Source organism: Peterkaempfera griseoplana (genome assembly GCF_001418575.1).
Lineage (GTDB): Bacteria > Actinomycetota > Actinomycetes > Streptomycetales > Streptomycetaceae > Peterkaempfera > Peterkaempfera griseoplana.
In genome coordinates this window covers 66,133-87,662 of sequence record NZ_LIQR01000054.1, presented here as the reverse complement: position 1 = coordinate 87,662, position 21,530 = coordinate 66,133, and the positions used below count along the sequence as shown (strand labels likewise).

Annotated in this window: 21 protein-coding genes; 12 read left to right on the top strand and 9 right to left on the bottom strand. The window is 71.6% G+C overall.

The annotated features are described in order from the left end of the window. The 3 genes from AOK09_RS04645 to AOK09_RS04635 all read left to right on the top strand — a co-directional run. A partial coding sequence (locus tag AOK09_RS04645; RefSeq protein ID WP_055585824.1) for an amidohydrolase occupies positions 1-1,550 on the top strand: 1,550 nt, incomplete at its 5' end. A 314-nt stretch (positions 1,551-1,864) separates the two neighbouring features. Next, positions 1,865-2,863 carry a pirin family protein gene (locus AOK09_RS04640; RefSeq protein WP_055585817.1) on the top strand — a complete coding sequence of 333 codons (999 nt, stop codon included), beginning with the start codon at positions 1,865-1,867 and terminating at the stop codon, positions 2,861-2,863. Further along, positions 2,860-3,195, top strand: a complete 336-nt coding sequence (locus AOK09_RS04635; RefSeq protein ID WP_055585816.1) for a GNAT family N-acetyltransferase — start codon at positions 2,860-2,862, stop codon at positions 3,193-3,195. Before AOK09_RS04640 ends, AOK09_RS04635 begins: the two co-directional genes overlap by 4 nt. Before the next feature lie 297 nt (positions 3,196-3,492). Here the strand turns inward: AOK09_RS04635 and AOK09_RS04630 are convergent, their stop codons facing one another. Beyond that, entirely contained in the window at positions 3,493-4,215 is a 723-nt protein-coding gene (locus tag AOK09_RS04630; protein ID WP_055585815.1) for an alpha/beta fold hydrolase, read from the bottom strand. A gap of 33 nt (positions 4,216-4,248) precedes the next feature. After that, entirely contained in the window at positions 4,249-5,223 is a 975-nt protein-coding gene (locus tag AOK09_RS04625; protein WP_055585814.1) for an alpha/beta hydrolase, read from the bottom strand. A 319-nt stretch (positions 5,224-5,542) separates the two neighbouring features. On the opposite strand from AOK09_RS04625, the gene AOK09_RS04620 reads away from it, so the two are divergent. The 3 genes from AOK09_RS04620 to AOK09_RS04610 all read left to right on the top strand — a co-directional run bounded on the left by AOK09_RS04620 (position 5,543) and on the right by AOK09_RS04610 (position 8,540). Continuing rightward, positions 5,543-6,379 (top strand): alpha/beta fold hydrolase, encoded by an 837-nt coding sequence (locus tag AOK09_RS04620; protein ID WP_055585813.1) that lies wholly within the window; start codon positions 5,543-5,545, stop codon positions 6,377-6,379. A gap of 211 nt (positions 6,380-6,590) precedes the next feature. Further along, positions 6,591-7,757: a low temperature requirement protein A gene (locus tag AOK09_RS04615; protein ID WP_055585812.1), complete on the top strand. Its 1,167-nt coding sequence runs from the start codon at positions 6,591-6,593 to the stop codon at positions 7,755-7,757. A 342-nt stretch (positions 7,758-8,099) separates the two neighbouring features. Continuing rightward, positions 8,100-8,540, top strand: coding sequence for an SsgA family sporulation/cell division regulator (locus AOK09_RS04610; protein ID WP_055585811.1), 441 nt, complete (start codon positions 8,100-8,102; stop codon positions 8,538-8,540). Between the two features lie 239 nt (positions 8,541-8,779). On the opposite strand, the gene AOK09_RS04605 is transcribed toward AOK09_RS04610, so the two are convergent. The 4 genes from AOK09_RS04605 to AOK09_RS04590 form a co-directional block, all read right to left on the bottom strand. Further along, the gene (locus tag AOK09_RS04605; protein ID WP_055585810.1) at positions 8,780-9,082 is read right to left on the bottom strand and encodes a hypothetical protein; all 303 of its coding nucleotides are present in this window, start codon (positions 9,080-9,082) and stop codon (positions 8,780-8,782) included. Between the two features lie 238 nt (positions 9,083-9,320). Beyond that, a complete protein-coding gene (locus AOK09_RS04600; RefSeq protein ID WP_055585809.1) occupies positions 9,321-9,956 on the bottom strand; it encodes an FMN reductase in 636 nt (211 codons plus the stop codon). 155 nt (positions 9,957-10,111) lie between these two features. Next, on the bottom strand, positions 10,112-11,101 hold the full coding sequence (locus AOK09_RS04595) for an alpha/beta hydrolase (protein WP_055585808.1): 990 nt from the start codon (positions 11,099-11,101) through the stop codon (positions 10,112-10,114). A gap of 179 nt (positions 11,102-11,280) precedes the next feature. Further along, positions 11,281-12,330, bottom strand: a complete 1,050-nt coding sequence (locus AOK09_RS04590; RefSeq protein ID WP_079062746.1) for an AraC-like ligand-binding domain-containing protein — start codon at positions 12,328-12,330, stop codon at positions 11,281-11,283. A gap of 481 nt (positions 12,331-12,811) precedes the next feature. On the opposite strand from AOK09_RS04590, the gene AOK09_RS04585 reads away from it, so the two are divergent. The 3 genes from AOK09_RS04585 (at position 12,812) to AOK09_RS04575 (ending at position 14,767) form a co-directional block, all read left to right on the top strand. Next, positions 12,812-13,474: a hydrolase gene (locus AOK09_RS04585; RefSeq protein ID WP_055585807.1), complete on the top strand. Its 663-nt coding sequence runs from the start codon at positions 12,812-12,814 to the stop codon at positions 13,472-13,474. Between the two features lie 34 nt (positions 13,475-13,508). Further along, positions 13,509-14,003: a DoxX family protein gene (locus AOK09_RS04580; RefSeq protein ID WP_055585806.1), complete on the top strand. Its 495-nt coding sequence runs from the start codon at positions 13,509-13,511 to the stop codon at positions 14,001-14,003. A 185-nt stretch (positions 14,004-14,188) separates the two neighbouring features. Beyond that, positions 14,189-14,767: a Dps family protein gene (locus tag AOK09_RS04575; RefSeq protein WP_055585805.1), complete on the top strand. Its 579-nt coding sequence runs from the start codon at positions 14,189-14,191 to the stop codon at positions 14,765-14,767. Positions 14,768-14,899: 132 nt separating this feature from the next. On the opposite strand, the gene AOK09_RS04570 is transcribed toward AOK09_RS04575, so the two are convergent. Together AOK09_RS04570 and AOK09_RS04565 are read right to left on the bottom strand one after the other, a co-directional pair. Continuing rightward, positions 14,900-15,571, bottom strand: coding sequence for a YoaK family protein (locus AOK09_RS04570; protein WP_079062745.1), 672 nt, complete (start codon positions 15,569-15,571; stop codon positions 14,900-14,902). A 65-nt stretch (positions 15,572-15,636) separates the two neighbouring features. Beyond that, complete coding sequence (locus AOK09_RS04565; protein ID WP_055585804.1) at positions 15,637-16,731, bottom strand: LLM class flavin-dependent oxidoreductase; 1,095 nt, start codon at positions 16,729-16,731, stop codon at positions 15,637-15,639. On the opposite strand from AOK09_RS04565, the gene AOK09_RS43565 reads away from it, so the two are divergent. Next, on the top strand, positions 16,660-17,199 hold the full coding sequence (locus AOK09_RS43565) for a barstar family protein (RefSeq protein ID WP_079062750.1): 540 nt from the start codon (positions 16,660-16,662) through the stop codon (positions 17,197-17,199). The genes AOK09_RS04565 and AOK09_RS43565 overlap by 72 nt on opposite strands. A gap of 515 nt (positions 17,200-17,714) precedes the next feature. Then, positions 17,715-18,461, top strand: a complete 747-nt coding sequence (locus tag AOK09_RS37300) for a GNAT family N-acetyltransferase (RefSeq protein ID WP_079062749.1) — start codon at positions 17,715-17,717, stop codon at positions 18,459-18,461. 1,009 nt (positions 18,462-19,470) lie between these two features. On the opposite strand, the gene AOK09_RS04545 is transcribed toward AOK09_RS37300, so the two are convergent. Then, entirely contained in the window at positions 19,471-19,851 is a 381-nt protein-coding gene (locus tag AOK09_RS04545) for a VOC family protein (protein WP_055585801.1), read from the bottom strand. Between the two features lie 269 nt (positions 19,852-20,120). Here AOK09_RS04545 and AOK09_RS04540 point away from each other — a divergent pair, with 269 nt between their 5' ends. Beyond that, the gene (locus AOK09_RS04540; protein WP_079062744.1) at positions 20,121-21,068 is read left to right on the top strand and encodes a fructosamine kinase family protein; all 948 of its coding nucleotides are present in this window, start codon (positions 20,121-20,123) and stop codon (positions 21,066-21,068) included. Positions 21,069-21,530 lie beyond the last annotated feature (462 nt).

Below are 21,530 nucleotides of genomic sequence, written 5' to 3'. Positions count from 1 at the left end.
AGCAGGTGGCCCGCACACCCAGGGGGCAGTGGGTGCGCGTGGTGGGCGGCTGGTCGGCCGAGCAGTTCGCCGAACGGCGGCTGCCCACTCCCGCCGAGCTGAATGCCGCCGCACCGGACACCCCGGTGTTCGTGCTGCACCTGTACCAGTCGGCGATCCTGAACCGGGCGGCGCTGAAGGCCGTCGGCTACACCCGGGACACCCCCGACCCCAGGGGCGGGCAGCTGGTCCGGGACCGCAACGGCGACCCCAACGGCATGCTGCTGGCCGCGCCCAGCGCGCTGATCCTCTACTCCACGCTCGCCAAGGCCCCCCTGCTCGACAGCGGGGAGCAGAAGACCTCCACCCTGCACTTCCTGCGGGAGCTGAACCGGTTCGGGCTGACCTCCGCGATCGACGCCGCCGGAGGCTTCCAGAACTTCCCGGACAACTACAGCACGGTGACCGAGCTGGCCAGGGAGGGCCGGCTCTCCCTGCGCATCGCCTATCACCTGTTCCCGCAGACCGCCGGCCAGGAACTCGACGACCTCGCCCGCTGGATCGAGATGGTCCGTCCCGAGGACGGGGACGAGTGGCTGCGGCTCAACGGCGCCGGCGAGAACCTGACCTGGGCCGCGGCCGACTTCGAGAACTTCGCGGAGCCCCGCCCCGAACATGCGGCCGACTACGAGGTCGAGTTCGAGAAGGCGGTACGGCTGCTGATGGAGAACGGCTGGGGTTTCCGGCTGCACGCGACCTATGACGAGACCATCCGCCGCGACCTGGCGGTGTTCGAGAAGCTTGCCGCGGAGGGGCTCTTCCCGGCCGGCAACCGCTGGCTCTTCGACCATGCGGAGACCGTCTCCCGGGACAGTCTGGACCGCGTCGCCGCCCTCGGCGGGGCGATGTCCGTGCAGAACCGGATGTCGTTCCAGGGTGAGGCGTTCACCCGGCGGTACGGCTTCGGCGCCGCCGCGGAGGCGCCGCCCGTGCGGGCCATGCTGGAGCGCGGGCTGACCGTCGGCGCGGGCACGGACGCCACCCGGGTGTCCAGCTACAACCCGTGGGTCGCCCTGCACTGGCTGGTCTCCGGCCGGACCCTGGGCGGCCTGGCCCTGCGGCCGCCGCAGAACCGTGTCGACCGGGAGACCGCACTTGCCATGTACACCCGCGCAGGTGCCGCACTGACCGGCGAGGAGGACGTGAAGGGCGTTCTGCGGGCCGGCTTCTACGGCGATCTGGCGGTCCTGTCCGACGACTACTTCACCGTGCCCGAGGAGGACATCCCGCACATCGAGTCGGTGCTGACCGTGGTCGGCGGCCGGATCGTGCATGCCGTGGCCGAGTACGAGGGGATGGCGGAGGAGATCCCGGCCGTCAGCCCCGGGTGGAGCCCCGTCGCCCACTTCGGCGGCTACCAGGCCGCCGGGGCGCCGCGCGGCTCCGGCGCCCGCCAGGCGGAGCTGCTGGGGCAGGCCGTCGCCGAGTCGGAGCAGCACCGGCAGTGGCGTGTCCGGCGCGGCCTGACCCCGGAGGGCGGCACGGAGCTGTACGACCCCTGCTTCCTGTGACGGACAGCGGGCCACGACCCGCCGGCACCCGGGAACCGGACGGCAGGAGGACGGACGGGCCGCACCCGTGGCGGCACCGCCCGGTCCGGCCGGTCCGGTTCCCGGGGCCGGACCGGCATGCTCCGGTCACCGGGACGGGATCGGGCGCGCCGGGTGCGAAGGCCCTGGCCGTGACCGCGGTCCGGACCACCGCGGGACGGTCGCGCACCCGGAGGCCGCTTCCGGTGGCCCCCGGGTGCGGCGCACCCTCGGGGATGGAACATGCGCCTCGCAGCATTAGTTGAAGAGATAACGAAAGTGGGAGGTGTCTCCACATGAGCAACACCGAGGTCCGTCCGGTCGAACTGCTCTGTGCTCCCGCGGCGGACGAGAGGGCGGGCCCACAGGTGGAGGTCCTCTCGGCAAGAGACGTCCCCCTGGGCGGCCCGCGGGCGATGACCGTGCGGCGCACCCTGCCGCAGCGGGCCCGGACCCTGATCGGCGCCTGGTGCTTCGTCGACCACTACGGCCCCGACGACGTCTCCCGGACCGGCGGTATGGATGTCGCACCGCACCCGCACACCGGACTCCAGACGGTGAGCTGGCTCTTCAGCGGCGAGATCGAACACCGCGACAGCCTGGGCGTCCACGCCTTCGTACGCCCCGGAGAGCTCAACCTCATGACGGGCGGGCACGGCATCGCCCACTCGGAGGTCTCGACCCCCGCGACCACGGTCCTGCACGGGGTGCAGCTCTGGGAGGCGCTGCCCGGACAGCACCGGCACACCGCACGCGACTTCCGGCACCACATCCCGCGCCCGGTCCCGCTGGACGGCGGCGAGGTACGGGTGTTCCTGGGCTCCCTCGCCGGGGAGACCTCGCCCGTACCGACCTTCACCCCGCTGCTCGGCGCCGAACTCACCCTCCGGCCCCGGGCCACGGTCTCCCTCTCCGTCGACGAGGGCTTCGAGCACGGCCTGCTGGTGGACCGCGGCGAGGTCCACCTGGCGGGAACACCGCTGCGCCCGGCCGAACTCGGCTACCTGGGCCCCGGCACCGCGACGCTGAGGATCACCAACACCACCGACGCCGCGGCCCGGACGATCCTGCTGGGCGGTACGCCCTTCGGCGAGCAGATCGTCATGTGGTGGAACTTCCTCGGCCGCAGCCACGAGGAGATCGTCCAGGCCCAGGAGGCATGGGAGCACGCCTCCGACCGCTTCGGCGAGGTCCGGGGTTACGAGGGGGAACGGCTGAGCGCTCCGGCCCTGCCCAACGCCGTCATCAGCCCGCGCGGCAATCCCGCACCCCCACCCCCGAAAGGCACCCCATGACCACGTCGGCCACTCCCGTCATCCGACGAGCGGATGACAGGCACCGCTACGAGATCCTGGTCGACGACGAGCTCGCCGGCGTCGCCGAGTACCTGGACCGGGGCGAGCAGCGCGTCTTCTACCACACGGAAACCCATGTGGACTTCGCCGGTCAGGGCCTCGCGGCCCGGCTGGTCCTGCATGCCATGACCGATGTGCGCGCCACAGGGAGACGCGTCGTCCCGGTCTGTTCGTACGTGGCGCGACTCCTGGAGAAGCACGACGAGTTCGCCGACATCACCGACCCGGTCACCCCGGAGGTCAAGCACTGGCTCCGCGAGGCACTGGGCTGACCGGCCCGCCCCGGAGGGCCCCGCGCACAGCCACCGTGCCCCCTGCGAACGAGCGGTTCGCAGGGGGCACGGTGGCTGTGCACGCTCGATCGAGGCCGGACCCCCCGGGCCCTCCTCCACCATGCACATCGGCACCCTGCTGCAGTCCGGCATCGGCGCCTGACCCCTCCGGCCCGGTCGGCCGCCGGGACGACGAAGCTCCCGTGATGAACGGACGACTTGGAGAAGTCGCCGTTCACCACGGGAGCCCGGCGTTGCGCCGCGGTCAGCCCTCCGGCCGGTCAGCCCTGCGACCGGTCAGCGGACGGCGCGGACGGCCTGGTCGATCAGGTCGGCGACGCGCTCGGGATGGGCGAGCATCACCAGGTGCGAGGAGTCGACCTCGACGGTGGTCATGCCGGCCCGCTGGTAGCCGTAGCGCTCCACATCGGGGTTGATGGTGCGGTCGGAGGCGGCCACCAGACCCCAGGAGGGCTTGGTCTTCCAGGCCGCTGCCGGGGCCTTCTCGCCGAAGGCCTGGGCGGCCAGCGGGCGCTGGGAGACGGCGAGGACGGCGGCGAGACCGGGATCGACATCGGCGGCGAAGATCTCCGGGAACCTGTCGGCCCGGACCGAGACGTCCACGCCGGGCGCCGGGGAGCCCTCGAGCGGGAAGGGGGTGTGGACCAGCGCGCCGGCCAGGTCGGAGTCGGGGAAACCACCCTGCAGCTCGCCCAGGCTCTCCCCCTCCTCCAGGGCGTAGCCGGCCAGGTAGACCAGCGCCCTGACGTTGTCCTCCACGCCGGCGACGGTGATCACCGCGCCCCCGTAGGAGTGGCCGACCAGGACGACCGGCCCGGGGATCCGGCGGACGACCGAGGCGATGTAGGCGGAGTCGCCGAGCAGGCTTCGGTTGGGTACCGCCGGGGCCACCACGTTCAGGCCGCGTTCGAGCAGCTCGGGGATGACCCGGGCGAAGCTGGAGGCGTCGGCGAACGCGCCGTGGACCAGGACGACGGTCGGGCCGTCGGTACGGGACATGGCAGAACTTCCTTTCGGAAACGGGTAGGCGGCTCAGCCGGTGTGCAGCGCGGCGCGCAGGATGTGCACGGCCTGGGCGATGGCCGCCTCGGCGGCGTGTGTGCCGCGCAGCGCGTCGAGCATCACGAAGTCGTGGATGATGCCCTGGTAGCGGACGGCGGTGACGGCGACCCCGGCCCGGCGGAGCTTGTTGGCGTACGCCTCGCCCTCGTCACGCAGGACGTCGGCCTCGCCGGTGACGACCAGGGCCGGCGGCAGACCGGTGAGCTGCTCGGTGGTGGCCCGCAGCGGAGAGGCGGTGATCTCGGCCCGCTGCGCGGGGTCGGTGGTGTACTGGTCCCAGAACCACTGCATGCCGTCGCGGCGCAGGAAGTACCCGGTGGCGAACTGGTGGTAGGAGGGCGTGTCGAACGAGGCGTCGGTGACCGGGTAGAACAGCACCTGCTGGACCAGGGGAAGCCCGCCGCGCTCCTTGGCCATCAGCGTCAGTGCGGCGGTCATGTTGCCGCCCACCGAGTCGCCGGCGGCGGCGATACGGGTGGCGTCCAGGCCCTTGCCGGCACCGTCGGTCACGATCCAGCGGGCAACGGTCCAGTTCTGCTCGATGGCGACCGGGTAGCGGTGCTCCGGCGAGAGGTCGTACTCGGGGAACACCACCGCGGCCCCGGCGCCGACCGCCAGTTCCCGCACCAGGCGGTCATGGGTGTGCGCATTGCCGAACACCCAGCCGGCGCCGTGGATGTAGAGGATCACCGGCAGTACACCGGTGGCACCGGCGGGCCTGACGATGCGCGCGCGGACGGACCCGGTGGGGCCGCCCTGGACGGTGATCCACTCCTCGTCGACCGCCGGCTTGGCGATCTCCCCGGACTGCACCTCGTCCACCGCCTTGCGCCCCTCGGCGGGCGGCAGCTCGAAGAGGTACGGCGGGTTGGCGGTGGCCGCGGCGAAGTCCGCGGCGGCAGGCTCCAGCACGGGCGTGACCGGAGTGGTGAGGTCGTCGGACATGGATGTGTGTCTCCCGCAGGTAGGGGGTTGGGCAGGCCGGGCCTCGGCGCGGTGGCCGTCCGGCCGGATCGGTCGCCACAGGCTCGGACAGGACGCTAGGGCCGGTTCGGCACCGCCTCTTGTCCGTCGGTGACCCGCTTCTGGCCTGTCCGCGCCCGACCCTGCGGTCAGGCCCTCGTTCGGTCCGTCCGGGCCGTCCGTGCGGGGCACTCGCGGGCAAGGGGCGGTGCGCCTCGGGGACAGCCACGGCCGGGCTCCGGTCCTAGCGTGGCGGCATCCCGTGACCCGTAAGCACTCCCCGACGAAGGAGCAGACACCCATGCCGTACATCACCGTGGGCCAGGAGAACACCACCCCCGTCGACCTCTACTACGAGGACCACGGAACCGGGCAGCCGGTCGTGCTCATCCACGGGTTCCCGCTCGACGGCCACTCCTGGGAGCGACAGAGCGCCGTACTGCTCGACGCGGGCTACCGCGTGATCACGTACGACCGCCGGGGGTTCGGGCAGTCCGGCCAGCCCACCACCGGCTACGACTACGACACCTTCGCGGCCGACCTCAACACCGTGCTGGAGACCCTCGACCTGCGGGACGCCGTCCTGGTCGGGTTCTCGATGGGCACCGGCGAGGTCGCCCGCTATGTGTCCACCTACGGCTCCGCCCGGGTGGCCAAGGTCGCCTTCCTCGCCTCCCTTGGGCCGTATCTGCTCCGGACCGACGACAACCCGGACGGGGTCGCCCCCAAGGAGTTCTTCGACGGCGTCGTCGCGGCCGTGAAGGCGGACCGCTACGCGTACTACAGCGACTTCTTCAGGGACTTCTACAACCTCGACGAGAACCTCGGCACCAGGATCAGCGAGGAGGCGGTCCGCAACAGCTGGAACGTCGCAGCCGGCGGCGGCTTCTTCGCCGCAGCGGCCGCGCCGTCCACCTGGTACACCGACTTCCGGGCCGACATCCCGGCCATCGACGTGCCGGCGCTGATCCTGCACGGCACGGCCGACCGCATCCTGCCCGCCGACGGAACCGCGCGGCCGTTCCACAGGGCGCTCCCGTCCGCGGACTACGTGGAGATCGAGGGGGCCCCGCACGGTCTGCTGTGGACCCACGCCGAGGAGGTCAACGCAGCACTTCTCGCCTTCCTGGAGAAGTGATCTCGTACAGCCGTACGCTGGCGGCCGATCACTGCGCAGGGGCGGCCGCACCGGCGCGGCCGCCCCGCAGGCACGCGGGCGGGCAGACGACGAGAGAGGGGACGGGTATGAGCGAGCCGCCGGCCGACGTGGTCGTGGTCGTGGTCGGCCCGGTGCCCGGCGAAACCGCTCCCGCAGGGCTGGACTGACGGTGCGTCATACAACGCCGGGCATGCGCCGCCGGGCGGGGTCCGTGCGCGCCCGGGACCCCGGCGAGAAGCACCGCGTCTCGACCTCGCTGGAGCTCCTGTTCGACCTGTGCTTCGCGGTCGCCGTGAGCCAGGCGTCCGCGGGGCTGCGTGCGGCGGTGGCGGCCGGGCACGGCGCGTCGGGCGTGCTGCACTTCGCGGTCGTCTTCTTCAGCGTGTGGTGGGCGTGGATGAACTTCACCTGGTTCTCCTCCGCCTACGACCCGGACGACATCCCGTACCGGTTGACGGTGTTCGTCCAGATCACCGGCTCGCTGATCCTCGCGGCGGGGGTGCGGCGGGCTTTCGAGGGCGACGACCTGAGCGTCATCACCCTGGGGTACGTCGTGATGCGCGGCGCACTGGCCGGGCTGTGGCTGTGCGCCTCCCGGGCGGACCCACCCCGGCGCCGGACCGCGCTGCGCTTCGCCGTCGGGGTGGTGGCCTGCCAGACCGGCTGGGTGGGACTGCTGGCCCTGCCCGGCCGCATGCGTCCGGTGGGCATCGCGGTGCTGGTGGTGGCGGAGATCTGCGTCCCGGTGCGGGCGCAGTCCGCCGGGATGACGCCCTGGCATCCGCACCACATCGCCGAGCGGTACGGGTCGTTCACCTTGATCGTGCTCGGCGAGTCCGTCGCCTCCGCCACAGCCGCCGTCCGTACCGCCTTCGATCAGCACCGCGGCACCGGGCCGCTGTGCACGGTGGCGGCGGGCGGCCTGCTGACGGTCTTCGCCATGTGGTGGCTGTACTTCGCCCGGCCGGCCCACACCCTGCTCGCCACCACGCACCTGCGGCCCGGCAGACGGTTCCGGTGGGCCTACGGCCACTATCTGATCTTCGCTTCGGCAGCCGCCGTCGGTGCGGGCCTGGCCGTCGACGCCGACCAGGTCACCCATCGTGCCTCCATCGCCCCGCAGACTGCGGGCGCCGTGGTCACCGTCCCGGCGGCGGTCTTCCTGACCACCGTGTGGGCGCTGCAACTGCGGCCCCACCACAGGACGGCCGCCGAGGGGGTGCCCTTCCTCCTCGCGGCCGTCCTGCTCCTCCCGGCCGCTCTCTCCCCCGCACCGGCACTGGCCACCGGGGTCCTGCTGGCGCTGCTGGCCGGCGTGGTCACCGTCCAGGGCGGCCGGCGGGTGCCGGTCGGTTGAGCAGCGCCCGCGGTTCCGTGCATGCGGGTCGGCGGGGGCTCTGAGGCGTCGACTCCCGCCGCGACGCATCTCGCGCGTCACCGCGGTGAGGAGGCCGCACGGGTTCGCCCCTGGCACGGGAACCGGGCACCGCGCTGTTCGCCCGCGCGACCCGCCGCCTCTCGCGGCCTGGGGCAGAAGAGGTGTCGTCAGACGCCCGGCGCAGTGCCGGGCGGGGGCTTCCCTGCGCCCGGTGCTCTGGCGGGCAACCCTGCGTACGTTGCTCGGCAAAGTCCGCTCCCCCGGCGCTTCTAGGGTCGTTCGCACAGACACCCCTGAGATCGTTTCTGGACGGGACAAGCCATGACTCAGCAGTTTTCCGGCGCTGCCCACACCTCGGTCACCCATGAGGTGGCGGTGCACGTCGCCGTCGCGGACGAACCGCCGGCGTCCCTGCCCGCCGAGCTGCGCTACGACCGGTCGGACCCCTATGCCGTGTGCCTCTCCGTCGGGACGACGGCGACCGGCAGGGTCGACTGGGTGTTCGCGCGCAGTCTCCTGGCGAAGGGGACGAGCCGGCCGGTGGGTGCCGGAGACGTCCTGGTGGCACCCTGGCAGTGCGACCACCGGCCCTGGGTGCGGATCGTGGTCAGATCCCCGGCGGGGTCCGCCGCGCTGGACATCGACGCCTCGGCGGTCACCGCGTTCCTGGAGCGGGCGAGCACGGTCGTGCCGCCCGGCGTGGAGGGGCTGTATCTGGATCTGGACCGCGTTGTGGCCGACCTCATGGCGGGCAGCGGGTGACGGTCCGACCCGTCAGATGCCGACACGACATCGGTCTGGTCACGCGGCCGGCCGGTGGCCCTGTCCGGAGGCTCCCGTGAGGGACGACCTCCTGGACGGCCGGGGCGGGCAGAGGCGCCGGCCGGGGCGGCCCTCAGTGGGCGTCGAGGTGGGCGAGGCGTTTCCGGGTCTCGGTGAGGCGGGAGGGGCCGACTGCAGCGCCGAGGGCGAGGCACCGGCTGTGGGCGTCCAGGGCCTGGTCAGCGTGTCCGGCGGCCGTCAGGGCGTCGCCGAGGGGAGACCAGGGCGACGCCCCGCCGGCGGCCGGTGCGGCAGAGGTCCACGGCCGAGTGCGACTCGTCGGCGGCTTGGAACCAGTTCTTGAGGGCGGTGTGCGCCGAGCCGATGGCCATCCGCAGGTTCACCCGGGCGAAGTCGGCGATATGCGGTTCGATGCGTTCGCCTGCCTGGTCGAGGAAGACGAGTGTGCGCAGGTGCTCGGTGACGGCCTCCTCGTGCCGGCCGGCCCCGGCGGGGGTGCAGCCGCATGGCCTGGAGGGCACCGGGAGGTCGTCGGCGGACTCGAAGAGCCCGGCCGACTCGCGGCTCTGACATGCCGCCGCCGCGGGGTCGCCGAGGCGCCCGAGGGCCCAGGCCTGGTAGCTGAGGCCACCCGCTCGCCCACCCTGCTCCTTCTTCCGGCCGCCCCGACGTCACGCCCGAGCAAGCCCGGGCGTCGGCGGCGAGGCGGACCTGACGAAGATCGGAGAGGTTCCGGGCGGCAGCGGCCGCAGGCGTTGCCTAGTGGGAGATCCGAAGTCTGGTCAGCTGCTGCTCGAAGGGCACGACGGCGTCGTCCGCCGCCGCTCTGCCGGGCTGCTGCAGCATCAGCTCCGCCAGTTCCTCACCGGCGCGGATGATCCGCGTGCCCAGGGTGTCGGACTGGACGTCGCCCGCGCCCCAGTCCTCGGAGGCTGCGAAGACGGCCGTCCGGACCACGTGCGAGCACAGATAGGCGAAGAGCGGACGCAGGGCGTGCTCCAGAGCCAGTGAGTGGCGGGCCGTGCCGCCGGTGGCTCCGATCAGCACCGGCTTAGCGACCAGCTCGGTGTTGTCGATGATGTCGATGAAGGATTTGAACAACCCGCTGTACGAGGCGCTGAAGATCGGTGTCACGGCGATGACGCCGTCCGCGCCGGTGACCGCCTCCACCGCCGCGCGCAGCGCGGGGCCGGGGAATCCGGTCACCAGGTTGTGGGCGATGTCGACGGCCAGCTCGCGCAGCTCCACGACCTGGATGTCGACGGGGCGCGGCGACCGGTCCGCGAGCGACCGCCGGGTCGCGTCGGTGAGCCGGTCGGCCAGCAGACGTGTCGACGAGGGCTGGCTGAGGCCGGCCGAAACAGCCACGATCCTGAAGGGTTCCACTGTCGTCATTCCTCGTCTCTCGGGCGTGTGCCACGGCTCGACCGGCCCGTTCGCCGTTCCGGCGGCCGCACCCCAGCCAACCCGGTCCGGGCGGCGGAGCCTGCCTGCCCGTGCACCGGGGCTGTGCCCCGGGCGCACACCGAGCGCATGCCGAGGTGACCGGCTCAGCCGCGGTGCCGGTGCAGGGCTACATGGACCGTGTCGAGGGTCTGGATCAGGGCTGCCCGGGCGGCGTCCGTGTCGCGCAGGGGGTCGAGCACCATGAAGTCGTGGATCGTCCCGTGGTAGCGCATCGAGACCACCGCCACGCCCGCCGCACGGAGCTTCGCCGCATAGGCCTCGCCCTCGTCGCGCACCACGTCGGCCTCGCTGGTGACCACCAGCGCCGGGGGCAGCCCGGTGAGCTGCTCCAGGGAGGCCTGCAGGGGTGATGCGGTCGCCTCGCTGCGCTGCGTCACGTCGGGAAGGTACTGGTCCCAGAACCAGCGCATGGTCTCCCTGCCGAGGAAGTACCCCTTGGCGAACTGCTGGTAGGAGGGGGTGTCGAAGTCGGCGTCGGTGACCGGGCAGAGCAGCACCTGCTGCACCAGCTGCACCCCGCCGCGCTCCTTGGCCAGCAGGGTCAGCGCCGCCACCAGGTTGCCGCCCGCCGAGTCGCCCACGGCGGCCATCCGGCTCCCGTCCAGGCCGATCTCGCCGCCTCGCTCGCAGATCCACTTCGCGACCGCGTAGCACTGCTCGACGGCGACTGGGTACTGCGCCTCGGGGGCTCGCTCGTACTCGACGAAGACCACGGCCGCGTCCGTGCCGAGGGCGAACTGGCGTACCACGCGCTCATGGGTGCCGGCGTCGCCCAGGACCCAGCCCAGCCCGTGCAGGAACAGCACGACGGGGATCTCGCCGACGCTGTCGGCGGGCCTGACCACCTGCACCCGTACGTGACCGGTGGGGCCGCCCGGCAGCGCGAACCACTCCGTGGAGGTGGCCTCCTCGTCCAGGGCATCGTCCGCGCCCTGCAGCCGGGCCAGGCCCGTCCGGGCCTCCTCCAGGTCCGGGTCGTGCGCCGGCGCGGGGCAGGTGTGCCGGGCCACGAACGCTCGGGTGGGACGGTCCAGGACCGGGTGCCGAACGGACGAAGGGGCGAAGTCGGACACACGGTCTCCTGCCGACAGGGCCAACGGGGCCTGGAACGAAAAGGGTGGATCGATGCATCGGGTGCCTGGTGGAGGGGCGGCAGCCGATGCTGCGGCCGCCGAACCGGGCACTGCCGCCGTCGGCACAGGGCGGCCCGCACGGCTTCGAGCGGGCACCCTACCCGTTGGACGGTGTGGGGTCAGCCCCCTGTCCGGCCGGCACCCCGGACACCGGCGGCAGCCCCCGGAGCGGTCCCCGGCGCCGGCGCGGCCGCCGGGGGCCGGCCGCCGTCGTCCTGGGCGGTGCGCAGGTTGCGCCACTCACGGGGGGAGACGCCGTACGCGGCCCGGAACGCCCGGCTGAAGTGGGCGGGGTTGACGAAGCCCCACCGCTGGGCGACGGCGGACACGGTGGGGGCGGTCCTGCCGCGGCGGGCCAGCTCCCGGCTGCACTCCTCCAGGCGCCGCTGCTGGATCAGCCGGCCGACGGTGGTTCCCTCGCCCTCGAAGAGCCGGTGCAGGTACCGGACGGAGATCCGGTGCGCCCGGGCGATGCCCTCCGGCGACAGCTCCGGGTCGCCCAGGTTCCGGTTGATGTGGTCGCGGACGCGCAGCAGCAGGTGGCTGCGGGCGGTGTCCGCGTCCGTGGCGTCCGGGTGGGCCCGTTCCGCGATCAGGGTGGCGAGCAGGTCGACCACATTGCCGGCCAGCCGGTCCGCGACGGCCGGCTGGTAGCCGCCCGCCGAGGAGGCCAGGGTGGCCAGGAACGGCAGCAGCATCGCGCCGACGCCGTCCCCGGTGCCGATGGCGGCGCCGGTGACCTGCCGGATGTCGCTGTCCGGCACGCCCAGCATCCGGCGGGGCAGCTGGAAGACGTGCGTGGCGAACCGCTGCGGATAGTCGAAGGAGTACGGCCGGGTCGTGTCGTAGACCACGAGGTCGCCCTCGCACACCTCGGCCCGCCGGCCGTCGTGGATGAAGGTGGCCGTACCGGACACCTGGACACCCACCGCCACCAGCGCCTCGGAGGAGCGGGCGATCAGGGCCGGAGTCCGGCTGACCCGCTTTGCGTCGGCCTCCATGGTGGAGACCTGGAGATAGCCGAGGCGGTCGGTGGCGATCCGGCCGTCGAACGGCCCGTCGCCCCGCGGGGCGACCGTCATCGGCACCAGCGTCCTGCTCACCGCGTCGTTCCAGTAGGCGACCTTGTCCCCGTCCGGCACGGATGCGGTCGTCAACACCAAGCTCAAGTTGCTCTCCCCTCATGGGAAGTGACTCCGGGCTGTCAGCGGGCGGGAACAGGACGGACGGCCGCACACCTCCCCAGGCGGCGGCCGGTGCCCGGCAGCGCCGGACGGCTCGTCGTACGGGCAGCGACCTCGCTGGAGCGCAACCGGGCCGCTTCGGCGGGGCCCGGGTTCCCGCCCGCACCGACAGCCAAGCAGCCCGCCGTCGGACTTCCCAGGCAGAACCACAGGCAGAAATCGCCGCCCGGATGTGCCTGCCGGTGTGTGCAGTGCCGGAACAGCACAGGGCGCGGTGGGGAAAGAAGCGACGCCGTCCGCGGGACTAGCTTCGTTGACGTGGCGCAAGGCCGCCGAACCCCCGCACCGACGGTGCGCAGGGGCGCGGCCTGTCCGCCCGGCCTGCGGCGGCCCAAGGCGTCGTCGCTCCACCCGCCCGCGCCTTCCCGCGGCCGCGGTCACGCCCCCTGTTTGAGAGGAACCCCTCATGGTCGACTTCGCCCAGGTGAAGGCTGCCCCCAGCCCCGACCTGCTCACCCCGGACAACGCGGTCATGGTCTTCGTCGACCACCAGCCGCAGATGTTCTTCGGCACCGGCAGCGGCGACCGGACCGCCATCATCAACAGCACCGTCGGCCTGGCGAAGGCCGCTCGGGCCTTCGACGTCCCCGTGGTGCTCAGCACCGTCGCCGCGGAGTCGTTCTCCGGCCCGATCCTGCCGCAGCTGGTCGAGGTCTTCCCCAAGCACGAGGTCATCGACCGCACGACCATGAACGCCTGGGAGGACCCCGCGTTCGTCGAGGCCGTCAAGGCCACCGGCCGTAAGAAGATCATCCTGTCCGGCCTGTGGACCGAGGTGTGCCTGGTGCTGCCGGCGCTCTCGGCTCTCGGCCAGGGCTACGAGGTCTATGTCGTCGCCGACGCCTCCGGCGGCGTCACCCCGGCCGCACACGAGCACGCCCTCCAGCGGATGGTCACCGCCGGCGCCGTCCCGGTGACCTGGGTGCAGGTCCTGCTGGAGCTCCAGCGCGACTGGGCCCGCCAGGAGACGTACGGCGCGGTCATGGAGATCGTCAAGGAGCACGGCGGCGCCTACGGGCTCGGTGTCGTGTACGCGCAGGCCGTCATCGGCGCGCACGCGGCGGGCTGACCGTGCCGGCCCATGTCACGGAGCGGAGCGGCCGGTGAACCTCGGCCTGCTGATCCTGCGGCTGGTGTGCGGGCTGCTGATCGCCGGGCACGGCGTGCAGAAGGTCAGTCATCACCTGGGCGGCGCGGGGCTGGAGGGGGGCACCCGTGAGTTCCACGACGACGGGTTCCGCGGCGGCTCCCTCACGGCCCTGGCCGCCGGGGCGGGGCAGATCGGCTCCGGACTGCTGCTTGCCGCCGGCCTGCTGACCCCGCTCGCCGCCACCGGCGCCATCGGCGTCATGACGGTGGCGCTCACCGTCAAGTGGCACCACGGCCTGTGGGTCCAGAACGACGGCTACGAGTACCCGCTGTTCCTCATCACCACGGCTGCCGTGCTCGCCGCCACCGGGCCGGGGCGGTGGTCCGCCGACCAGCCGCTCGGCCTGCTGCCGTACCCCGCATGGTGGTTCGCGGTCGCCCTGGTGACAGGGGTGGGCAGCGGCGTGCTCACCCGGCTCCTGCTCCACCGCGCAACGCCCGCGGCTTAACAGCCGCATCCCGTACGACCCGCACGACCCGTACGACTCCCACGACCCGTGCCGGCCCGACCGGTACGCCCGCACGGCCCCACGACGCAGGAGGGGTAACCCCCCCGCCTGCACTCCCGGCCGGCCGAGCCGCGATCCGGCTCGGCCGGCCGGTCCACTTCCCGCCACGACCAGAAAGCACAGCCATGGAACCCACCATCGCCACCCCGCCCAGCAGTCAGCCGATCACCCAGCAGAGCGGCCCCGAGGTACAGCCCTTCGGGACCGTCAAACTGTTCCCGCTCGGCCTGGCCCACGACACCCGGGCGTACTCCTGTCAGCGCCTGAGCAGGCTGCTCGCGGACACCCAGATCCTCTACTCCCTCTACAAGAAGAGCCACTGGACGGTACGCGGCGCCACCTTCTTCCAGCTGCACCAGCTCTTCGACAAGCACGCGGCGGAGCAGCTGGCCCTGGTGGACGCGCTCGCCGAGCGCATCCAGACCCTGGGCGGTGTGGCCGTCGGGGACCCCCGGCACGCCGCCGAGCTCACCTCGATCCCGCGCCCCCCGGACGGGACCGAGCAGGTGCCGGTGATGCTCTCGCGCCTGCTGCGGGCCCATGAGTCGATCCTGGTCGACAGCCGTGACGCCGCTGCGCGCGCCGCCGAGATGGGTGACGACGGCACCAATGACCTCCTGGTCTCGCAGCTGGTCCGTACCGGTGAGAGCCAGGTCTGGTTCCTCGCCGAGCACCTCGTCGACACCCCCCTCGCCCGCACCTGACCCACGCGACCCCTGTGCCGCCCCGCCCCGTCAGGGCCGGGCGGCACAGACGCACCGAGGCCCCGTCCGCAGGACTCAGCGGACGGGGCCTCGGTATGCGGGCCCCGGTGTGCGGGCCTCAGTGTGCGGGCCTCAGTGCCGGTCGCGGTAGCCGATCGCCACTCCCCCGACCAGGACCGTGCTGATCAGCATCGGCCAGCCGAGCCCGTGGTGGTTGACCAGGACTGCGCCGGCGGCGGCGCCGACGAGCATCGCCGCGACCGCCAGCAGCCGGCGGCCGGCCCTCGGGTTGGTGCCGCCGGCCAGCGACGACTCCGAGGCCAGACCGGTCAGGGTCAGGGTCAGCACGGTGGTGGTGAGATCGGGCACGGCGAGTTTGCGCACGGTGCCGTTGCGCAGGCCCATGGCGAGCGCGACCAGGGCGATCAGCAGATCGGTGGGGCCCGAGGCGAAGGCGGCCGCGGTGGCGGCCGCGAGCAGCAGGGCCTCGGTGGTCAGCACCGTCCGCACCCAGATGTGCTGCGGAGAGTCGCGGTGGTACTGCTCGACCCGTCCGGCGCAGACCGAACCGGCCAGGAACGCCGCGAGTGAGACCAGCGACCCGGTGACCGAGAAGCCCGGGGTGCCGACGGCGGCGAAGCCGATGATCACGACATTGCCGGTCATGTTGGCGGTGAAGACGTGCCCCAGGCCGAGATAGCTGACGGCGTCCAGGAAGCCGCTGACGACGGTCAGCACGGCCAGGGCTCCGGGCAGGGCCGGATGTGCCGGTTTCCCGGCGGGGGTGGCGGCGGATTGTGCCACGGTGTGCTCCCTTGGTGATCAGCGCGTCGAAGGCTGGGAGGCGTTCTGTGCGCCCTGACACGGCGTCATCGGGCGGTGTCCGTGACCGGCCCGCGCGCGGCCTTGAGGGATGCGTGGGTGGGGGCGTCGGGGACCTCGGCGGGCCGTCCCTTGGCGAACTCCTCGCGCAGTACGGGGACGACCTCCTCGCCGAGGATGTCGAGCTGCTCCAGCACGGTCTTCAGCGGCAGGCCGGCGTGGTCCATCAGGAACAACTGGCGCTGGTAGTCGCCGGCGTACTCGCGGAAGGCGAGCGTCCGCTCGATGACCTGCTGCGGACTGCCCACCGTGAGTGGGGTCTGCTCGGTGAACTCCTCCAGGGAGGGGCCGTGCCCGTACACGGGCGCGTTGTCGAAGTACGGGCGGAACTCACGCACCGCGTCCTGGGAGTTCCGCCGCATGAAGACCTGGCCGCCGAGGCCCACCACGGCCTGCTCGGGCTTGCCGTGGCCGTAGTGCGCATAGCGTTCGCGGTAGAGCTCGACCATGCGCTTGGTGTGGTCGGCGGGCCAGAAGATGTTGTTGTGGAAGAAGCCGTCCCCGTAGTAGGCGGCCTGCTCGGCGATCTCCGCGGAGCGGATGGATCCGTGCCAGACGAAGGGTGCGACGCCGTCCAGCGGACGCGGCGTGGAGGTGAAGCCCTGGAGGGGGGTGCGGAAGCGACCCTGCCAGTCCACCACGTCCTCACGCCACAGCCGGTGCAGCAGCGCGTAGTTCTCGATGGCCAGCGGGATCCCCTGGCGGATGTCCTGGCCGAACCACGGGTAGACCGGCCCGGTGTTGCCGCGGCCCAGCATCAGGTCGACCCGGCCGTCGGCAAGGTGCTGCAGCATCGCGAAGTCCTCGGCGATCTTCACGGGGTCGCTGGTGGTGATCAGCGTGGTGGAGGTGGAGAGGATGATCCGCTCGGTGCGGGCGGCTATCCAGCCGAGCATGGTCGTCGGCGAGGAGGGTACGAACGGCGGGTTGTGGTGCTCGCCGGTGGCGAACACGTCCAAGCCGACCTCCTCCGCCTTCAGCGCGATGGCGACCATGGCCTTGATCCGCTCATGCTCGGTCGGCGTCCGGCCGGTTGTGGGGTCCGGAGTGACGTCACCCACCGTGAAAATCCCGAACTGCACTGCTTCCTCCCGCTTTCTTCATCGCATGGGGCCGCCTCCGGCCGGCCTTCGGCCGAGGCGTTGCGGGCCGACGCTACGGGGGAGGGAGCGAGTGGTCGTGACCGGGCGTGCACGGCTGTCTTACCGAGGGCGCAGCATCGGGCTGCCCTGGGCGGGGGTAGGGACCTGCGTCCGCACGGTTTCCGGTGCGGCCGGCACACCCGGCTCTGTACAGCCGCCGATGAACGCGGACTGCACACAGTGCTCGCGCAGGCACTGCGATTCCCCAGCTTCTACGGCATGAACCGGGATGCCTTCCGGGATGCGATCACAGGTCCGGTCGAGATCCCGGCCCATCTGCCCTTCGTGGCCTGGGACGACCTCTGCCACCGCCTACCGCATGGAGCTGTCGTGCTTCGACAGGCACCCGAGGAGTACCAGCACGAGTGCCGTCCGGAGTTCCTCGCCGAGTACGTGTGGAGCGTTTGAGGCCTCTTCGTCCCGGACTGCGGGTGGGTGCGATGGCCGTTGATGGTCACCGCACTGGTCCGTCGGCCATGCACGGCCCATGACGGTCGCGCGCGGTCGTGCTGGTTGCTGTAGTTCGCTGCACTACCGCGACGGCTCCGGGGGCCGTGACGACCCCTGGAACGTGGCCTGGCCAACGTCGGGCGGCGGTTCGGTCCGTCGATCACGAGCGGTCCCGGGTCCGCGTCGTCGCGCTTCCGCCGGCCTGCCGTTCCTCGCCGCTTCGAACGCGGTTGACCCCGGCTGCCTGCTCAGTGCCCCCGTGCGGTCGGGCGACGGGCACGCGCCTCGCTACTCACCGTCAAGCCGACCAGTGGTCCCCCTGCGGTGTCACCTGTTGTCGTCGCTCGTCCGTGTGGTCGTCGCGCCGCCGGGGCGAGGCCGGGTGACGATGTGTCGCAGAACAGAGGCGCCCAGGCACTCCGCCTCGGAGATAACCAGTCGTGCAAAGCACCGAAGACCGACACGATGCCGCCATGACCACAGATCCTTTGCTGGACCGAGCCCGGAATCTATGGGTCGAACTGGCAGTGAAGCCAGTGCAGTTCTCCTCCCTGAACGGGGTGAACGTGGTGGTTTCACCGGAATCACAGCTCTGTCCGCCGTCGTGGACGGGAGTTGTGGTCCTCGGCGACGCCGGCATCGTCACTGTGCCGAGCGACCACATCGCCGAGCAGATGGCGGGTCCAGCAAGCAGACTGTCTCCCGCAGAACTCCTCGACGCGAATCGCTTGCGGGAGGTGCTGCCCGTCCTCGACGTACTGGGGCCAGCGTCTCTCTCCTATCTTGACCGAGCTGACTTCCGGCCCGTGCATGCCGGCGCCGCTGTCGAGGAGGTGCCACGCGACGACCGCGGACTGGCCACGCTGCTGGCTCGTGCCGGTGAAGAGGACGCTGGGGAAAGCGGCTTGGAGGAGATCACCTCTCCCGCATATGTCCTGCGTGACGGTGACGACCTGGTTGCCGCGGCCGGCTATCGCGGCTGGCCGCAGTCGGTGGCCCACCTCAGCGTCCTGGTCGCGCCGGACCACCGGGGCCGGGGGCTGGCACGAACGGTGGCGTCTGCGGCGGTGGCCCGCGCACTGGACACCGGGCTGCTTCCGCAGTGGCGAGCACGGCCGCACCCGTCCAAGCGTGTCGCGCTGGCGCTGGGCTTCCGGGATCTGGGGGCCCAGCTCAGCGTTCGCGTCGGTGACGGCGGCTCTCATGGACAAGTCCGCTGAGACCGCCGTCCGAACTCGACTCCTCGCCCTGGATCCAGTCAGCCGAGCCTGCCACCTGCGGCGCATCGGCGTGCCAAGCTTCCGATCTGCGGTGGGGTGAGCACTGTCTGTCCGCGTCGGTCAGCCTCGTCCGCGGCCCGGAGACGGCCTGAGCTGCTACGACTGATCCCGCGGACGGCGGAAGAACTCTCGGTGGACGGCGCGCAGGGAGATCACCACCATGAGAGCCGCTCCGAGAGGCCACCCCAGCGAGCCTCCGTGGCCGTACGTCCTGATACCGGTGATCAAGAAGCCTATGGAGATGAGTAGCGACACAACGGTGGTACCCCTGTCGAGTGGTCCACCGTCCCTGAACGGGTTCTGCATGGATGTCCCCTCCCCCGGTTCGGGCAGAAGCGTACCGCGCGGGTGGTGGAGCAGCTTTGGGTGATGTCCTGTCCGATCTGGGATCGAGCATGGCCAGGGGCCGTACGCTCGCTGACAACTCGGGCAGTTCCTGGGCCTGCCCGCAAGGTGTCCGAGTGAACCCCTGGTCCCGCTCGATGCGGGGCCCTCCGCACGCCGTGTCGGGCCCGTCAGCGATCGGCCCGATCCGCCCCCGTCCGGCAACGTTGATGTCAACCTGCGAGATCAGGAGCGGTGCCGTCGGCAGGCAGCGAGACGAAGCAGTCGCCGATGCCGCTGCCCAGCCTTTCGCCGCTGGGCAACAGAAACGGCTACAGACGTGGGGTCGCTCAGCTCGTCGTAGGAGGCAATCAGCAGAGGGTCATCGTCTTCGGGGACAAGCACGGGTCCGCGGAGGGGTAATGGCCCCGGTGTGGAAGACCCAGCGTACGGGCAGCGGCAGACCTGGCAGCTCCCGACCTGACTGGAGGTTACCTGCGAATACCCGCATCCTGCCGGAACGGGCACGCAGCGGGCACGAGGCGCCGACAGCATCACCGTGATCGACATGCAGGTGCGCCGCGTCCGGGGGACACCTTGGCCCGCGTCCGGGCCGGGGTGCGCGTCATGGCCAGGTTCGCGCCGAGTTGGCAAACGTCTCAGGATCGCTGTGCACGGGCACCACACAGAGCAGGTGGCCGCCTGGGGAGCGCAGCGTGAAGGCGTCCTTCCAGCGGGTCACCAGCTCCGCGCCCAGCGCCGTCAGGCGGGCGACCTCTGCCTCCAGGTCGTCGGTCTCGATATCGACGTGGTAGCGCGGCGCGTCATCGACCGCCTGGACGACGGTGAACAGGCCAGGTGCGGCGTCGATCAGGACGGTGAACTGCTCCTCGCCCGGCGCGGGGTAGGCCTGGGCGCCCAGCGCGGCGGACCAGAAGTCCACTGCCGCGTCGGCTTGCGCGGCAGGCGTGTCGATAAGGATCCCGACCAGTCGACTGCGATGCATGGCCGCAAGGCTACTGACGCCGGCTCTCCGGGGTGACGTTTCGCCGGTTTCGCCGCCGGCTGGTCGGCGCATGAACACCGGCCGAGCCAACCGCTCGGTGGTGCGGTTGTGGCCGAATGCAGGGAGTCGGCTCAGCCGGCCCTGGCAATGGTCAAGGTGATCAAGCAACCATCGTCGGGGGCAAGGGCGGTCGGACCGCGGAAGCCAGCGGCGCCGCACTGCTGCGGTCTCCATGCCGAGCCGTACACGGGTCAGGCCCACGGCCGCCGATGAATTGGCCGGAACCGTTCCCTGGCGTGCACGGGAAAGCATGGTGTGATTTCCAGGTGTCCGACGAAGAGATACTCATCCAGCGTCTCCGCGAAGTGGGGTACGCGGCCAAAGAGGTGGAGAAAGCAACCGGCGGAGTAGTCGCAATCGCCGGGCTGGCAACCCTCGAAGACAATTCCCAGATATTCGCTAAAACGCTCCGCGGGCCGGACCGGGACATTTTCCCCGTCGAAGCCGCCGGCCTGACGGAGCTCCGCGAGCCCGGCGGGGCCATCACGCCGGAGGTGCTGTGCGCCTCGGCCAGGTTGCTCGTGCTGGAGAAGATGCAGCCGCGCCGCGACGACGAGCGCTTCTGGGAGCAGCTCGCCAGCACGGTCGCCGGCCTGCACACCTCCACGACCGCTGAGCGGTTCGGCTGGCACCGTCCGGGCTGGCTGGGCCGACTGCGCCAGGACAACACCTGGGACAGCGACGGCCACGCGTTCCTCGCGGAGCGCCGCATTCTGCGCTGGCTGTCGGAGCCCCTGGTCGATGCGGCCTTCGACGCCGCGGAGCGTCAGGCCCTGGAGCGGCTCTGCGCAGCGCTGCCCGAACTCGTGCCGGACCGACCCCCGTGTCTGACCCACGGCGATCTGTGGCAGGAGAACATCGTCGCCACCGCCGACGGTGCGCCCGCGCTCATCGACCCCGCCGTGTCCTACAACTGGCCGGAGATCGACCTCAGCATGCTCTGGTGCTCCCCGCGTCCGCCGGCCTCGGACCACTTCTTCGCCGCGTACGAGGCGATCACCGGGATCGACGACGGCTGGCGGAACCGGATGGACCTTTTCCATCTTCGGGAACTCCTGAGCGTCATCGCCCATGACGACGACGACTGGGGAGCCGCGGAGGCCGTACGAAAGATCATCGCCCCGTTTCGGCGGGTCGGCGGCCCGGCGAAGGTGTGACCGGCGTGCCGCCCGGCTCCCCTGTCGGCACCCCAACGGTCAGACGAGGCATCAACCGTTCCGTGTGTTCGAGGTGGTCGGCTCCCATTGCAAGGCCCTGGTCGTGCTGGCAAGCTTCTCCGGACTCCGGTTCGGAGCTGGCCGCCCTGCAGCGCAGTGATCTCGACCTGGAAGGGCACCGGGTCCACGTGCGGCGGCCCCAGGTCGAGACACGCGCCGACCTGCTGGTGAAGGCACCCAAGAGCGCCGCTGGCATCCGCACCGTCGTCTTCCCGGCCTCGATCACGCACGTGGATGGCGTAACCATCACGGGCTCTCGACACGGAAAAGGCCCAGCGTCCTCGGCAGGCGGCCGGCGACCTGGGCCTTCGTCGTACTCGGGCAGGATGGGCGCAGACGGTTTCGAACCGCCGACCCCTGCTTTGTAAGCGCTGCAGCTCCCGTGGCGGACCGTGTCATCCG

Coding starts and splice junctions, on each gene's coding strand:
- AOK09_RS04620 (WP_055585813.1), top strand. CDS start 5,543: ATGCCGTACATCACCGTGGGCCAGGAGAACACCACCCCCGTCGACCTC.
- AOK09_RS43565 (WP_079062750.1), top strand. CDS start 16,660: ATGCTCGGTCGGCGTCCGGCCGGTTGTGGGGTCCGGAGTGACGTCACC.
- AOK09_RS04540 (WP_079062744.1), top strand. CDS start 20,121: ATGAATTGGCCGGAACCGTTCCCTGGCGTGCACGGGAAAGCATGGTGT.
- AOK09_RS04625 (WP_055585814.1), bottom strand. CDS start 5,223: ATGTCCGACGACCTCACCACTCCGGTCACGCCCGTGCTGGAGCCTGCC.
- AOK09_RS04600 (WP_055585809.1), bottom strand. CDS start 9,956: ATGACGACAGTGGAACCCTTCAGGATCGTGGCTGTTTCGGCCGGCCTC.
- AOK09_RS04635 (WP_055585816.1), top strand. CDS start 2,860: ATGACCACGTCGGCCACTCCCGTCATCCGACGAGCGGATGACAGGCAC.
- AOK09_RS37300 (WP_079062749.1), top strand. CDS start 17,715: ATGACCACAGATCCTTTGCTGGACCGAGCCCGGAATCTATGGGTCGAA.
- AOK09_RS04575 (WP_055585805.1), top strand. CDS start 14,189: ATGGAACCCACCATCGCCACCCCGCCCAGCAGTCAGCCGATCACCCAG.
- AOK09_RS04640 (WP_055585817.1), top strand. CDS start 1,865: ATGAGCAACACCGAGGTCCGTCCGGTCGAACTGCTCTGTGCTCCCGCG.
- AOK09_RS04545 (WP_055585801.1), bottom strand. CDS start 19,851: ATGCATCGCAGTCGACTGGTCGGGATCCTTATCGACACGCCTGCCGCG.
- AOK09_RS04610 (WP_055585811.1), top strand. CDS start 8,100: ATGACTCAGCAGTTTTCCGGCGCTGCCCACACCTCGGTCACCCATGAG.
- AOK09_RS04615 (WP_055585812.1), top strand. CDS start 6,591: ATGCGCCGCCGGGCGGGGTCCGTGCGCGCCCGGGACCCCGGCGAGAAG.
- AOK09_RS04630 (WP_055585815.1), bottom strand. CDS start 4,215: ATGTCCCGTACCGACGGCCCGACCGTCGTCCTGGTCCACGGCGCGTTC.
- AOK09_RS04585 (WP_055585807.1), top strand. CDS start 12,812: ATGGTCGACTTCGCCCAGGTGAAGGCTGCCCCCAGCCCCGACCTGCTC.